Genomic DNA, 14172 nt, shown 5'->3' with positions numbered 1-14172 from the left:
CCGTCAATCCGCTTCCGGCTGGTCCTTGCCGCGCGCCATCGTCCGCAGGCGCTTGACCGCTGCCCAAAGCGCCTGGTTGCCCTTGATCGCCCGCTTGAGCGCGGCGGCCGACCGCATGCCGGTCGCGTAGGCGCGACCCTTGATCGTCAGCGGCACGTAGACGTCCGCGTGCCCTATCTCGAGGTCGCACCATGTCCGCTTGTACGGCTCGTCGCCGACGCTGAAGTCGTAGATGGCGAAGCCTTGCCCGCATGCTTCCCCGATATTGTCGAAGAACAGGTATTCGCCGGGGCTGACATGGGCCAGCTCATCGTCGGCTATGGCGCCGAATTCGCAGATGAAGCGGCTGCCGGCCCAACTGGATCCGGTGACGGCACGATATGTGTCGCCGACCTTGAGGCCGTGCAGGACGAAGGCGGGCCGCTCGTGCCCGAGCGCGTCGGTGAACAGCCTGCGGAAGAACGAGCGAATGTCTTGCGGCTCGAATACGTCCGCGATGCCCATGGCGCGGAAGCGCTGCGCCTTCATGGCAAAGAACGCGTCCAGCATCGCGCCGGTTTCGGCTTCCGTCGTGGCGACCAGGCGTTGCGCGCCGCCCACCGCCTCGTATTTGCGCTCCTGGCTGCGATGTCTTTTCGCCTTCTTCTTGCCGGGCGTGCGATCGAGCACGGCCTCGAAGCCGCCGTCGAGATCGACCGCCAGCGCCACGTTGGGGCTTGGAGAGGAGGGGAGCTTCAGCAGCGGATTGGCCAGCCCGTCGCAGTCGGCAAGCAGGCGTTCGAGGGCGACGAGGTCGGTGTCGGGGCGCGCCTGTGCGATCGCGCGCATCAGCCTGTCGATGTCCTCGACCGTCGCCGTGGCGAGCCAGGCCTTGTCGGCCATGGCGAAATTGCCGTTGGCATGCCTGCCGCCCATGAAGCGGGCGACCTTGAACGGTCCCTCGCGGCAGACCTCCAGCGCCAGCGCCAGGACCGGGCGATCTCCAACGTGCAGCGTGGCCAGGATTGCGTCGGTACCGCTGGTCTCCGTCCAGGCGGACACCCAGTCCGGTCCCTGGGCCGGGGCGTAGACCGCCGTGCGGGCGAAATCGCGGTATGCGGCCACTGAAGCGCCGGCGGCCGGCACCGCCCGAGCGGCCGGAACGGCCCTGGACGGCGCCGGGCGCGGGGCGCCATCGGCACTGCGCGCGGCGATAGCGTCAACCATACTTCAATCCTTCCCCCCTATGGATCGTTTGTGGGGTTTGCCGCGGCGTGCTCGAAAAACGTCCCGACAGGCTAGGCGCCAAAGGTGAAGGAATGCTCGACGCGGCCGAGATCGCCCAGAAGCTGGCTTTTCTGCTGATCGGCCATACCGGCCTGAGCGCGCTCGCCAGGCCGCTCGTCGGCAATGTCGGTGTGATCCTGATGCTGCATCGGGTGACCGCCCGGCCGGGTCGCCCCGACGGCGCCAACCGTCACCTCTCGATTACGCCGCAATTTCTCGATGCCCTGGTCCGCGAGATGAAGCGGCTGGGCTACCGCTTCGTCTCGATGGACGAAGCGGTCCTGCGCCTCCGCTCGCCCGGAAATGGCGAACCGTTTGCCGCGGTGACTGCTGACGACGCCTACCGCGACAATCTGCTGGAGGCACTGCCGGTGCTCGAGCGCCACGAGGTGCCGATCACCATCTATGTCGCGCCGGGCCTGACCTCGGGTGCCGTCGACCTCTGGTGGGAAGGGCTTGACGAACTGGTAGGATCAGCGAACGGTCTCACCGTTTCGATGGCTGGAACCGAGGTGACCCTCGACTGCTCGACCCCTGCGGGACGTTCGGCCGCCTTCAGCCGCCTGTCGGCCTACCTCACCGACGAGGTCGCCGAGGCGGACCAGCGCAAGGTCCTCAATGGCTGGACCAGGGCGGCGGGCGTGGATGTGCACGCGGCCAGCGCGAAACTCTTGATGAATTGGGACGAGGTCAGGCAGATCGCCCGGCATCCGCTGGTGACGATCGGCGCCCATACAGTCAACCACTACAATCTCAAGCGGCTCGACCCCGAGGCGGTGCTGCGCGAGATGCACCGTTCGCGCAGCCTGATCGAGGCCGAGCTCGGCAGGGCGCCGAGCCACTTTGCCTATCCCTACGGTCATTCGGAAGCCGTCGGGCGGCGTGAGACGCTGCTTGCCGGGGAGGCCGGTTACGCCTCGGCCGTCACCACTCGGCACGGCGTGCTCAGGCCGGAGCATGCAGGGCATCTGCATGCCCTGCCGCGCCTGTCGGTCAACGGGCGGCATCAGGACCTGGCTGCGATGCGGGCGATGCTTTCGGGGGCCACCACGGTCATGGCAAACCGCGGCCGGCGGCTGGTGACCGTGTGACGGCTCAGCGGCGGGCCGGCTTGACCATCCACTTGATGATCCACATCGCTGGCAGCACCCACAGCAGTCCGCTCAGGAAGAAGAAGACGAGATGGACGAGGGCGCCGGACTGCGCGAGCTGCGCCACGGCCACCATGGTCGCGACCAGCGCATAGACGACCACCAGCAGCACCAGAAGAACGGTACCGATCAGCTTCTTGACGCGCACGGGCATTTCTTCTTCCCTTTCGAGGCTCCGCATAGTCTTTTGGTGTCGTCCGCGCAACCTGGGACGGCGGGCGTCGCAGCGGCGCGACGGCGTGTCGCGTAACCCGAGCTTGCCAGCCGGGTCGCGATGGTCCACCAGTCCCGCGGTTTTGAAAGTGCCGGAACGATAGCCATGACCGCCTTGACCGATGCCGCCGCTCCATTGGCCGCCCGCAACAGGGAACTGCGTCACCGCTCCTGGGTGCGCGGCTGGCTCTATGTCGTGCTGCTCGTGCTGTTCGCCCTCGTCATGGTGGGCGGCGCCACGCGCATGACCGGCTCGGGCCTGTCGATCACCGAGTGGAAGCCGATCCACGGCGTCATCCCGCCGCTCAACCAGGCCGAATGGCAGGAAGAGTTCGAAAAATACCAGCAGATCCCGCAATACGAGCAGATCAACAAGGGCATGACCCTCGACGAGTTCAAGGGCATCTTCTGGTGGGAATGGGCGCATCGCCTGCTTGCCCGCGGGGTCGGCTTCCTCGTCGCCATCCCCTTGGCGTTGTTCTGGCTCTCCGGCCGTCTCGAAAGCCGCCTCAAGCCGAAGCTGGTCGGCCTCCTCGCACTCGGCGGCCTGCAGGGCTTCATCGGCTGGTGGATGGTGGCGTCCGGCCTGTCCGAGCGTGTTTCGGTCAGCCAGTACCGGCTGGCGATCCATCTGACCTTCGCCTGCATCATCGTCATCGCCGTCGCCTACATCGCCCGCGGCCTCGCGGTCTATTCCGAGAGGCCGGCCGACCGGCGCGTCCAGCGCTTCGCCGGCGTCATGGTGCTTTTGATCCTGTTCCAGATCTATCTCGGCGCGCTTGTAGCCGGCCTGCATGCCGGCCTCAGCTACAACACCTGGCCGCTGATGGACGGTGCGATCGTCCCCGGCGACCTTCTGATCATCGAGCCGGTCTGGCGCAACTTCTTCGAAAGCCCGAAGACGGTGCAGTTCGTCCACCGCATGTTCGCCTACACGCTGCTTGCGGTCTCTCTCTGGCACGTGTTTTCGACCGTGCGCATTGCGCCGAGGACGACGCACGCGCGCCGCGCCTGGGTTCTGGCGCTGCTGATCCTCGCGCAGGCGGCGATCGGGATAGGCACCTTGCTGGCGCAGGCGCAGATGCACTGGGCGCTGCTGCACCAGGCCTTTGCACTGTTCGTGCTGATCTTCGCCACCGCCCACTGGCGTGCGACCAAGGGCGCCTATCCGCTGGATAACGAGGTCGAGGTCAGAAGCTAGCCCGCACGTCGCGGATCGCCGCCGCGACGGCGAGTTCGCTCGCCTCGTCTGCGACGTTCCTGCCCTCGGCATGCCAGGACGACGACAGGCAGCCCCAGGCGATGGCGTGGTCGAGAATGGCGTCCGGGCGCTGCCCGAGCGTCCTGGCGAAGCTCTCCGCCATATAGGCGATGCGCTCCGGGTTCAGGCTGAGGTCGTGGCGGTGGAGCGGGTTATAGAAAAGGTTCGCCGCGTCGAAGCCCGGATCGCCCAATAGCCCCTTGGGGTCGATCGCCAGCCAGCCGCGCGCGCCGAGCAGGATGTTGTCATGGTGCAGGTCGCCATGGAGCACGCGCAACTCATACGGATTTAACAGCAGGCGCTCGGCAATCACGGCAGCCTCGACATAGAGGCTGTCCACGCCGGCGTCGCGGTCGGCCCGTGCCTTCTTGAACAGGCTTTCGTAACGTTGCCGGAGCGGCTGCAGGTCGGCGGGAGGAGGGGCATCCGACGGCGAGAACAGCCGCGCCAGCACCTCGTTGGCGATGTCGGTGGCGTGGCGGTCGCCTTGCTCGTTCAGCTCATCGGCCAGGAGCCGGTCGCCGGCATGTTCGAGCAGCATGTCGTGCCCCTCGAAGCCGAGCAGTCGGATCGCGCCGACACCATCGCGCCAGCTGAGATAATGTGCGCCGCGCAGCTCGTCGGCGACGTCGTCGAACGGCTTCAGCGCCTTGACGATCGCCGGGCCGCCATCGGCCAGCCGCACCTTCCAGATACGGCTGGAGAACGTTTCTGCAATGAGCTCAGGGTCGCGGACGTTCCAGTGAGACGGAAGGACCGCCTGGTCCATTCAGTGATGCAGCCCGAGCATCAGGTCGAGGTTCTGCACCGCCGCACCCGAAGCACCCTTGCCGAGATTGTCGTAGACGGCGATCAGCAGTGCCTGCGCGCGGCTGTCGTTGGCGCTGACGTAGAGCTTCATCTTGTTGGTGCCGTTGTAGATCTCGGGCTGGATGTCGCCGCTGCGCTCGAAGTCGACGAGCGGGGCGACCTCGACCACGCCGCCCTTCAGGCCGGTATAGTGGTCGGCGAGCACGGCATGCAATTCCTTGCCGGTCGGCACCTTGGCGAGGCGGCCGAGCTGCAGCGGCACGACGGTGATCATGCCCTGGGCGAAGTTGCCGACGGCCGGCTGCATGATCGGGTCGTGCGCGAGCCTGGCATAGGCGCGCAGCTCCGCCACGTGCTTGTGCTTGAGCATCAGCCCGTAGGGCAGGAATTCCGGCGAATCCTCGCCCTGCGCTTCGTAGTCCTCGATCATCTGCCGGCCGCCGCCGGAATAGCCGGAGATGCCGTTGATGGTGACGGGGAAGTCGGCCGGCAGCAGGCCGGCGGTGATGAGCGGACGCAGGCCGGCGATCGGGCCCTGGGGCCAGCAGCCGGGGTTGGCCACGCGCTTCGAGGCGGCGATCGCCTTCGTCTGCGCCTCGTCCATCTCCGGGAAGCCGTAGGTCCAGCCGTCGGCCACGCGATGCGCCGTCGAGGCGTCGATCACCCGTGTCGTGTCGTTTTCGATGAGCGCCACGCTCTCCTTCGCCGCGTCGTCGGGCAGGCACAGGATCGCCACGTCGGCGGCGTTGAGGAACTCCTTGCGCGCCGCCAGGTCCTTGCGGCGCTCGACGGGCACCGAAATCACCTCGATGTCGTGTCGCCCTGCGAGCAGCGACCTGATCTGCAGACCGGTGGTGCCGTGCTCGCCGTCGATGAAGATTTTCGGTTTCATGTGCCTGTCGTTCCGTCGAAAAATAAGCAGTGTCAGAGGCTTGTGGCCAAATTCGGACTCTGGCTCGAAAGTCCTTGAATCGTCGTCTCAGCCATTCCCGCGTGCCTTTCGTTCGGCCAGCAGGCCGAGATAGTGCATGGCGACCGTCGAGCCGGCGATCGCCGTAATATCGGCATGGTCGTAGGCCGGCGCAACCTCGACGATGTCGGCGCCGACGATGTCGATCTGGTTCATCTGGCGCAGCACCGACAGGATCTTGGCCGAGGACGGCCCCCCCGCCACCGGCGTGCCGGTTCCGGGCGCATAGGCCGGGTCGAGGCAGTCGATGTCGAAGGTCACGTAGGTCTTGCGGCCGCCGGTGCGCTCGACGACGGCATAGGCGATGTCGGCGGCGCGCATCTCCTCGACTTCGTGGCCGTAGAGGATCTTGATGCCGCAGTCGTCGGGCGCGTGCGTCCGGATGCCGATCTGGATCGAGCGGTCGGGGTCGATGATGCCGTCCTTGACCGCGCGCGCCACGAACGAGCCGTGGTCGATGCGCTTGCCGTCGTCCGGCCAGGTGTCCTGGTGGGCGTCGAACTGCACCAACGCCATCGGCCCGTGGATCGCCGCATGCGCCTTGAGCACCGGCCAGGTGACGAAATGGTCGCCGCCAAGCGTGAGCAGGAAGGCGCCCGACTTCAGGATCTTCGCAGCTTCCCGTTCGATCGCGGCCGGCGTCTTCTGGTGGTTGCCGCTGTCGAGCAGGCAGTCTCCGTAGTCGATGACCGCGAGGTCGTCGAACAGGTCGCGCTGGAACGGATACTGCGGGTCGCAGTCGAAGATCGCCGAGGCGCGGCGGATGGCCTGCGGGCCGAAGCGCGCGCCGGGACGGTTGGTCACGGCTGCGTCGAAGGGAATGCCCCAGACGACCGCGTCGGCACCAGTGACGTTCTTCGAATATTTCCGCCGCATGAAGGACAACGCGCCCGCATAGGTCGGATCACCCGAACGGCCCTTGGCGTTCCGTGCGGTGAAGGCGTGATCGATCGACGAAGCGGGCATGGGCAGTCTCCTATCCGGTCTTTCGCAATTCGAGGGCGCAAGAACTACAGAAGCCGGGCTGAACATGCCAGCCCCATGGCGAAACCCGTGTGATGGCGGCCTTCATCGCCCTGTCATGCGCGCTTCACGCCCGTGTCATCGCCATTGCCTAGGAGATTGCCGGCAACCACGGGCACGGAGCGATTCCCATGCGAGCGGTTCTGGCAGGCGCGCTGTTGTTGTTGTTGGGCCTCGGTATCGAGGCACAGGCGGCTTCGCGCGCCGAGGCGATTCTGGAGCGCTTTGGCGACGCCAACCAGTGGCGCGACCATGTGATGGTCGTGGCTCACAGGGCCGGCGGGCTGCAGGACGGCAAGAAGCGCTTCGCCGAGAATTCGCTCGCCGCCCTGCGCGATGCCATCGCCGTCGGCGCCGAAATGGTCGAGATCGACGTTCGCCGGTCCAGGGACGGCGAACTGGTCGTCATGCATGACAGCTGGCTCGACCGGACCACGAACTGCAAGGGCGAGGTCGTTGCCCGCACCATGGACGAGCTGCGGCAGTGCCGCCTCGTGGTCGAAGGCACCGGCGAAGTGACGTCCGAGCCGGTGCCGACGCTGCGCGAATTGCTCGCCGTCGCCAAGGACAGGATCCTCGTCAATCTCGACAACAAGCTGGAGACCGCCGACCTCGTCGACATGGTGGCGCTGGCGCGCGCCATGGGCATGGAGGCGCAGGTCGTGGTCAAGGCGAACCTGTGGAACGCAGAGCGCCTGGCCACGGTCAAGGCGACGATGGCGCGCCTGGGCAATGGCTTCCAGTTCATGCCGATCATGGCCGACGACGCCGTCCGCGATCCCGCCTTCGTCGAAGCGGCCGGCAAGGCCTTCGCCGCGCGTGCCGTGGAGATGATCGCCTGGCGCGGCGATGCCGCGAGCATGACGGAGACCGGCGGGCCGCTGTTCTCGGCGCGCGTGCGGGCGGCCTCAGTCCGCGGCAACTGGCACATCTGGGTCGACACCCACGCCATCGTCAACAAGCCCGGCGGCTATCTCTCAGCTGGCCGCGGCGACGAGCTCGCCGTCGCGGCAGGTTTTCCGGGTGAGGTGTTCGGCTTCTGGGCGGACCGCGGCGCCACCATGATCCAGACCGACGAGCCCAGGGCCGCGATCGACTGGCTGGCTGCCAACGGCTATCGCGTGCCTTATGCCGATCTGGAAGAGCCGGTGGCTTCCGTCGCAGGGCAGGCCGCCCTGCCACAATCGCCGACCAACTGACTGCCGCTCCGGCCGCTCTGCCATTCGCTGGAATTGCGCAGAGGCTTGCGTCGCATAAATCTCGCCCGATGTGGTCGGGCGACAAAATAGAAAAGGCCGCCCGGGGGCGGCCTTTCCAAAACTCTGGTCCTGCGAAGCTTAGCGCTTCGAGAACTGGAAGCTACGACGGGCCTTGGCCTTACCGTACTTCTTACGCTCGACGGTACGGCTGTCGCGGGTCAGGAAGCCGCCCTTCTTGAGCACGCCGCGCAGCGCCGGCTCGTAGTAGGTCAGCGCCTTCGAGATGCCGTGACGAACGGCACCGGCCTGGCCCGACAGACCGCCGCCGACGACGGTGGCGATGATGTCGTACTGGCCGACGCGGTTGGCCGCGACGATCGGCTGGTTCAGGATCATCTGCAGGACCGGACGGGCGAAGTAGGCGCCGAATTCCTTGTCGTTGACGACGATCTTGCCGGAGCCGGGCTTGACCCAGACGCGGGCGATGGCGTCCTTGCGCTTGCCGGTGGCATAGGCGCGGCCGCTCTTGTCGAGCTTCTGGACGTGGACCGGAGCAGCCGGCTGGGCGGCGGCGACGGTGCCGAGCTCTGCGAGCGAGGAAAGATCAGCCATTATCAAGCCCTCTTGTTCTTCGCGTTCAGCGCGCCGACGTCGAGCGTCACGGGCTGCTGAGCGACATGCGGATGTTCGGCGCCTGCATAGACGCGGAGATTCTTCATCTGGCGACGGCCGAGCGGGCCGCGCGGGATCATGCGCTCGACGGCCTTCTCGAGCACGCGCTCGGGGAAGCGGCCTTCGATCAGCTGGCGAGCGGTGCGCTCCTTGATGCCGCCGGGGTGGCCGGTGTGCCAGTAATACACCTTGTCGGTGTACTTCTTGCCGGTGAACACGACCTTGTCGGCGTTGATGATGATGACATTGTCACCGTCGTCGACATGGGGCGTGAAGGTGGGCTTGTTCTTGCCGCGGAGGATGTTGGCGACGAGCGATGCGAGACGGCCGACGACGAGACCTTCGGCGTCGATCAGCACCCACTTCTTCACCACGTCCGCAGGCTTCTGCGAAAAGGTTGCCATGGTTACATGCTTTCGTTTGGGACCTTCCGGAGAAGGCGTTTCTTGTTGCTTTCATTGGCGAGAAGCCGGAGCTGCGCGCCAATAACAAAACGGCGGCCATTGCGGGCCGCTGCTTCGGTTCGGGCTTATAGGCGAGGTTGAACCGGGCGTCAAGCTCGCCGAAGATGAGGTTGTGGCAAAAAATTAAGAAAAAACAATATGTTGGTGATGTGGTATTATTTTACCGTATCATTTGAACGCTTCGGCGGGATCGAGTAAGTCCCGGTCGCGTGCGCCACAGTGTGCCGGTCGGGCCCGGCGACGATGTCGATGTCGAACACCATCAGGCTCTTGCCGAGCTTCAGGATCCGGCAATGGCCGTCGATCGGGCCTGCCTCGGCCTTGCGCATGAAGTTGATGTTGAGGTTGGTCGTCACCGACAATGCGTCGGGCCCAGCGTGGGTCAGAACGCAGACATAGCCGCCGATGTCGGCGAGCGTGAACAGCGAAGGGCCGGAAACCGTTCCGCCGGGCCTCAGGTGCCTTTCGTCGGCATGCAGCCGCACCGTGCAGCCGCCCGGAAAGACGTCGACCGCCTGGTAGAAGTCGTAATGCTCGTTGAGCTGTGGGTAGACGCGTCTGAGCAGCTCGTCGACCTGCATTGCGTCCAGCATCGGCTTCAGTCCGTTCTGTTCCGGCATTGCAATTCCATCCCAATTTCCGGAAACTGCGGTTCCGGCATCATCATGGTCCCACGGCATGCGCCTCGATCGGGCGCCAGCAAGGCACGATTGGGAACCGCGGATCAAGCCCAGGCGTATATGGCTTTGGTCGAAGCCGGCGTTTTTCCGCTGGCGCACCCGTTGGAGACAGGAATGGCAGAAATCGTCACCATGAAGCGCGGCGTCTCGGAAGGACCGGTCCTGTCCACTTTCGACAAGGGCGTCCTGCGCCTGGTACTGGCCAATCCGCCCGCCAACGCGCTTTCCTTGGACACGATGGCGGCCCTTCAGGAACGGCTCGACGCCGCCCGCGACGACGCAGCCGTGCGCGTCATCGTCCTTGCGGCGTCGGGCAAGCTGTTCTGTGCCGGCCACGACCTCAAGGAAATGACCGCGCACCGCGCGGATGCCGATCGCGGCCGTGGCTTTTTCGAGCTCACGATGTCGCGCTGTTCGGCCCTGATGCAGACGATCGTCCGGCATCCGAAGCCCGTGATCGCCGAGGTCGACGGGGTCGCCATGGCCGCCGGCTTGCAGCTGGTCGCCAGCTGCGACCTCGCCATCGCCTCCGACCAGTCCAGCTTTTCGACGCCGGGCGTCAATATCGGCCTGTTTTGCTCGACGCCGATGGTGGCGCTGTCGCGCAACGTCTCGCGCAAGCAGGCGATGGAGATGCTGCTCACCGGCGAGACCATCGACGCGATCACCGCCCGCGACTTCGGATTGGTCAACCGCGTCGTGCCCCGGGAGTACCTGAATCAGATTGTCGGCAAATACGCCCAGACCATTGTTTCGAAATCGCCTTTGACGCTCAAGATCGGCAAGGAGGCGTTCTATGCCCAGGCCGAGATGGGGCTGGCCGAAGCCTACGACTACGCCGCGCGGACAATGGTGGAGAACATGCTGGCCAAGGATGCGGAGGAGGGCATCGGCGCCTTCATCGAGAAGCGCGAGCCGGAGTGGAAGGGAGAATAGCTTGGAAGCGCGGATTTCGCTCGTCACCCTCGGCGTCGACGATCTCGATCGCGCCGTGCGCTTCTACGAGGCGATGGGGCTGAAGCGGAATCAAACCATCACCGAAGGGGTGGCGTTCTTCCAGATGGGCTGTCTGGTCCTGGGCCTCTGGGGGCGCGACCAGCTCGCAGCAGATGCCGGCGTCGCCGCCGGCAAGGCCGGCTTCTCCGGCGTCTCGCTCGCCTACAACACGCGCACCGAGGCGGAAGTGGACGAAGTGCTGGCCAATGCCGAGCGGGCCGGAGGGAGCATCGTCAAGCCGGCGCAGCGCGCCTTCTGGGGCGGTTGGTACGGCTACTTCGCCGACACCGAGGGGCATCTCTGGGAGGTTGCGTACAATCCCGACTTTCCCATTGCCGAGGACGGTGGCATCTCGCTGCCCTGAGCCCTTGTCCGCCCTTCCAGGCAGTCCGGATAGTTGAGGCGGCCCTCGGTTTGCGCCGTCTTTCGGAAGGCGCTATCCGGGAGGTCCGAACGGGGACGAGCCATGAACCACGACGCCTATGACGACGGCTACATCGCCGGCATCCTGGATACGGCCCGGACGATTGCGGTGGTCGGGGCCTCCGCCAACGACGTCAGGCCGAGCTACTTCGTCATGAAGTACCTGATCGGCAAGGGCTACGAGGTCTACCCGGTCAACCCGGGCCATGCCGGCAAGGAGATACTCGGGCGCATGACCTATGCCAGCCTCGCCGAAATCCCCGTCGCCATCGACATGGTCGATGTGTTCCGCGCCTCGGGCGCCGTCCCCGCGATCGTCGAGGACGTGCTGAAGCTGGAACCCGTGCCGAAGGTCATATGGATGCAGTTGACGGTGCGCCACGACGAGGCCGCCGTCCGCGCCGAGGCGGCCGGCATCAAGGTCGTCATGAACCGCTGCCCCAAGATCGAATATGCCCGCCTTGCCGGCGAGATCGGCTGGACGGGTGTCAATTCCGGCGTGATTTCATCAAAGCGGCCGGTGATGCGCCAGGGCTTCCAGAGTTTCGGCATCCGGGCAAAATAATCGCATCCGGAGGGCCGCCGGCATCGGCCGTGGAATTTTCGTCCGCCGAAGTCTGGGAGGGTCGAAATTTTCGTCTTTGCATTCGGCTCCACCCTTCGCCAAAGATAGCCACCGATTTCGATGGACCTGATCCTTGGAGAGAAAAATGTCCCAACGCGCACCGGGCTTCAACACGCTCGCCGTCCATGCCGGCGCCAAGCCTGATCCGGCCACCGGCGCCCGCGCCACGCCCATCTACCAGACGACATCCTATGTCTTCGACGATGCCGACCACGCCGCCTCGCTGTTCGGGCTGAAGGCCTTCGGCAACATCTACACCCGCATCATGAACCCGACGCAGGCGGTGCTGGAGGAGCGCGTCGCGGCCCTCGAAGGCGGCACGGCGGCGCTCGCCACCGCCTCGGGCCATGCAGCGCAGCTGCTCGTGTTCCACAATCTCATGCGCCCGGGCGACAATTTCGTCGCCGCGAACAAGCTCTACGGCGGCTCGATCAACCAGTTCGGCCATGCCTTCAAGAATTTCGGCTGGGAGGTCCGCTGGGCCGACACCAACGACATATCGAGCTTCGAGAAGCACATCGACGGCAACACCAAGGCGATCTTCATCGAAAGCCTGGCCAATCCCGGCGGCACCTTCGTCGACATCGAGAAGATCGGCGACATTGCCCGCAGGCACGGCCTGCCGCTCATCGTCGACAACACGCTGGCCAGCCCCTACCTCATCCGCCCGATCGAGCACGGCGCCGACGTCGTCGTGCACTCGCTGACCAAGTTCATCGGCGGCCACGGCAATTCGATCGGCGGCGCCATCGTCGACGGCGGCACCTTCGACTGGTCGAAGTCGGGCAAGTATCCGATGCTGTCGGAGCCGCGCCCCGAATATGGCGGCATCGTCCTGCACGAGACCTTCGGCAACTTCGCCTTCGCCATTGCCGCGCGCGTGCTCGGCCTGCGCGACTTCGGCCCGGCGATTTCGCCGTTCAATTCGTTCCTGATCCTGACCGGCCTCGAGACGCTGCCGCTGCGCATGCAGCGCCACTGCGACAACGCGCTCACCGTCGCCGGCTGGCTCTCCGAGCACCCCAAGGTCGCCTGGGTCTCCTATCCCGGCCTCAAGGGCGACAAGAACCACGCGCTGATGAAGAAGTACTCGCCCCAGGGTGCCGGTGCGGTCTTCACCTTCGGCCTCAAGGGCGGCTACGCAGCCGGCGTCAAGTTCGTGGAGTCGCTGGAACTCTTCTCGCACCTCGCCAATGTCGGCGACACCAAGTCGCTGGTCATCCACCCGGCCTCGACCACCCACCGCCAGCTCTCCGACGAGCAGAAGGTGGCCGCAGGCGCCGGCCCCGACGTCGTCCGCCTGTCGGTTGGCATCGAGGACGTCGGCGACATCGTGGCCGACCTCGAGCAGGCACTGGCCAAGGTCTGATCGGCCGTGCAACAGTGGCCCCGGCTCCACGCCGGGGCCACTTGCGTTCGGGGGTGGACTTGCCGAGATTTCTGAAGATCGCGACCGACGGCATCGAGCCGGAGACCGGCGCGCCGGCCGAAGGGCGGCTGATTTCCGGCGCCCCGCGGTTCCGCACCTGGAATGCCGAGGAGGCCGAGGGCGGCCTCTATGCCGGCATCTGGGAATCGACCCCCGGCAAGTGGCGCATCGAATATGACGAGTGGGAGTTCTGCCACATCCTCGCTGGCGTCTCCGTCATTGCCGAGGATGGGGGTGAGGCCCGCACGGTCCGCGCCGGCGACAGTTTCGTGCTCAGGCCCGGCTTCAAGGGCAGCTGGGAAGTACTTGAAACGACTCGCAAGGAATATGTGATCCGGCTGTAGGCGCCTCGGCGCTACGCAGCTTTCGTCGCCGTTATATGCAGCCAGTCCGTGGGCAGCCCGTCATAGCCGCCGCCAGACGCCGCTTCGATCTCGACTGACTTCCAGCCGGCCGCGCCATAGGCGCCAGCCAGCCACTCGGCTGACGGATAGTTGTAGTAGCGGCCGAAGCGGTCGCGGCCTTCCCCCGTGCCGGCCTTGTAGCTGGCATAGAAGACGCCGCCCGGCCGCAGCGCGGCCTCGATGCGGGCGATGATGTCGGGCAGGTCGGCGCGCGGCACATGCAGCAGGCAGGCATTGGCCCAGACGCCGTCATGGAGCTGGTGCCCTTCGATGTCGCCGAACAGCAGCACCTTGACCGGCCGCCCCAGCCGTCTGGCAGCCGCGGCCGCCATCTCCGGCGTGCCATCGGTCGGCGTGACGTCGAAGCCGAGCTTCATTATCGCCTCGCTGTCCTGGCCGGCGCCGCAGCCGAGTTCGAGGACCGTGCCACCTCCGGGCAGTCGCGCGACGAAACGCAGTAGCCGGTCGGACGCCGGCGCGCTCCGCGAGGTGTAGGCAGCGGCCTCCAAGCCGTAGAAGCCAATGGTTGCATCGTCCCTGGCGTCACCCACGATCTCGCCTTTCTCGTTCATGCAGCCTTGCTTGC

General features: G+C 65.9%; 17 protein-coding genes. 8 read left to right on the top strand and 9 right to left on the bottom strand.

All coding sequences use genetic code 11. From position 1 onward, the window contains the following. Nucleotides 1–3 precede the first annotated feature (3 nt). Nucleotides 4–1206: a GNAT family N-acetyltransferase gene (locus J2X50_RS06615; protein ID WP_429093120.1), complete on the bottom strand. Its 1203-nt coding sequence runs from the start codon at nucleotides 1204–1206 to the stop codon at nucleotides 4–6. Between the two features lie 92 nt (nucleotides 1207–1298). Here J2X50_RS06615 and J2X50_RS06610 point away from each other — a divergent pair, with 92 nt between their 5' ends. Next, complete coding sequence (locus J2X50_RS06610) at nucleotides 1299–2357, top strand: polysaccharide deacetylase family protein (protein ID WP_429093118.1); 1059 nt, start codon at nucleotides 1299–1301, stop codon at nucleotides 2355–2357. A 4-nt stretch (nucleotides 2358–2361) separates the two neighbouring features. Here J2X50_RS06610 and J2X50_RS06605 read toward each other — a convergent pair whose 3' ends face one another. After that, entirely contained in the window at nucleotides 2362–2571 is a 210-nt protein-coding gene (locus J2X50_RS06605) for a DUF2842 domain-containing protein (RefSeq protein ID WP_429093115.1), read from the bottom strand. 165 nt (nucleotides 2572–2736) lie between these two features. Here J2X50_RS06605 and J2X50_RS06600 point away from each other — a divergent pair, with 165 nt between their 5' ends. Next, the gene (locus J2X50_RS06600) at nucleotides 2737–3831 is read left to right on the top strand and encodes a COX15/CtaA family protein (protein WP_429093112.1); all 1095 of its coding nucleotides are present in this window, start codon (nucleotides 2737–2739) and stop codon (nucleotides 3829–3831) included. Here J2X50_RS06600 and J2X50_RS06595 read toward each other — a convergent pair. The 3 genes from J2X50_RS06595 to speB form a co-directional block, all read right to left on the bottom strand. Next, nucleotides 3821–4660: an aminoglycoside phosphotransferase family protein gene (locus J2X50_RS06595; protein ID WP_429093110.1), complete on the bottom strand. Its 840-nt coding sequence runs from the start codon at nucleotides 4658–4660 to the stop codon at nucleotides 3821–3823. The genes J2X50_RS06600 and J2X50_RS06595 overlap by 11 nt on opposite strands. Beyond that, complete coding sequence (gene argC / locus J2X50_RS06590) at nucleotides 4661–5593, bottom strand: N-acetyl-gamma-glutamyl-phosphate reductase (protein WP_429093107.1); 933 nt, start codon at nucleotides 5591–5593, stop codon at nucleotides 4661–4663. An 87-nt stretch (nucleotides 5594–5680) separates the two neighbouring features. Further along, entirely contained in the window at nucleotides 5681–6637 is a 957-nt protein-coding gene (gene speB / locus J2X50_RS06585; protein ID WP_429093104.1) for an agmatinase, read from the bottom strand. Between the two features lie 188 nt (nucleotides 6638–6825). Here speB and J2X50_RS06580 point away from each other — a divergent pair, with 188 nt between their 5' ends. After that, complete coding sequence (locus J2X50_RS06580) at nucleotides 6826–7893, top strand: glycerophosphodiester phosphodiesterase family protein (protein ID WP_429093101.1); 1068 nt, start codon at nucleotides 6826–6828, stop codon at nucleotides 7891–7893. Nucleotides 7894–8031: 138 nt separating this feature from the next. Here the strand turns inward: J2X50_RS06580 and rpsI are convergent, their stop codons facing one another. The 3 genes from rpsI to J2X50_RS06565 form a co-directional block, all read right to left on the bottom strand. Continuing rightward, a complete protein-coding gene (gene rpsI / locus J2X50_RS06575; RefSeq protein ID WP_429093098.1) occupies nucleotides 8032–8505 on the bottom strand; it encodes a 30S ribosomal protein S9 in 474 nt (157 codons plus the stop codon). A gap of 2 nt (nucleotides 8506–8507) precedes the next feature. Beyond that, on the bottom strand, nucleotides 8508–8969 hold the full coding sequence (gene rplM / locus J2X50_RS06570; RefSeq protein WP_340037657.1) for a 50S ribosomal protein L13: 462 nt from the start codon (nucleotides 8967–8969) through the stop codon (nucleotides 8508–8510). A 215-nt stretch (nucleotides 8970–9184) separates the two neighbouring features. Continuing rightward, nucleotides 9185–9649 carry a PaaI family thioesterase gene (locus J2X50_RS06565; RefSeq protein WP_429093095.1) on the bottom strand — a complete coding sequence of 155 codons (465 nt, stop codon included), beginning with the start codon at nucleotides 9647–9649 and terminating at the stop codon, nucleotides 9185–9187. Nucleotides 9650–9823: 174 nt separating this feature from the next. On the opposite strand from J2X50_RS06565, the gene J2X50_RS06560 reads away from it, so the two are divergent. From J2X50_RS06560 to J2X50_RS06540, 5 genes are all read left to right on the top strand, one after another. Continuing rightward, entirely contained in the window at nucleotides 9824–10645 is an 822-nt protein-coding gene (locus J2X50_RS06560) for an enoyl-CoA hydratase (RefSeq protein ID WP_429093092.1), read from the top strand. A 1-nt stretch (nucleotide 10646) separates the two neighbouring features. Continuing rightward, nucleotides 10647–11069: a VOC family protein gene (locus tag J2X50_RS06555; protein ID WP_429093089.1), complete on the top strand. Its 423-nt coding sequence runs from the start codon at nucleotides 10647–10649 to the stop codon at nucleotides 11067–11069. 102 nt (nucleotides 11070–11171) lie between these two features. Beyond that, nucleotides 11172–11693, top strand: coding sequence for a CoA-binding protein (locus J2X50_RS06550; RefSeq protein WP_429093086.1), 522 nt, complete (start codon nucleotides 11172–11174; stop codon nucleotides 11691–11693). A gap of 145 nt (nucleotides 11694–11838) precedes the next feature. Further along, a complete protein-coding gene (locus J2X50_RS06545; protein ID WP_429093085.1) occupies nucleotides 11839–13122 on the top strand; it encodes an O-acetylhomoserine aminocarboxypropyltransferase in 1284 nt (427 codons plus the stop codon). Nucleotides 13123–13181: 59 nt separating this feature from the next. After that, entirely contained in the window at nucleotides 13182–13526 is a 345-nt protein-coding gene (locus J2X50_RS06540) for a cupin domain-containing protein (protein WP_429093082.1), read from the top strand. A gap of 11 nt (nucleotides 13527–13537) precedes the next feature. On the opposite strand, the gene J2X50_RS06535 is transcribed toward J2X50_RS06540, so the two are convergent. Then, entirely contained in the window at nucleotides 13538–14158 is a 621-nt protein-coding gene (locus J2X50_RS06535; protein WP_429093079.1) for a class I SAM-dependent methyltransferase, read from the bottom strand. Between the last annotated feature and the right edge of the window lie 14 nt (nucleotides 14159–14172).

The sequence above is a fragment of the Aminobacter sp. BE322 genome, assembly GCF_050433525.1.
Classification (GTDB): domain Bacteria; phylum Pseudomonadota; class Alphaproteobacteria; order Rhizobiales; family Rhizobiaceae; genus Aminobacter.
The sequence above is the reverse complement of the archived record's forward strand: the minus strand, read 5'-3'. Positions and strand labels throughout refer to the sequence as shown.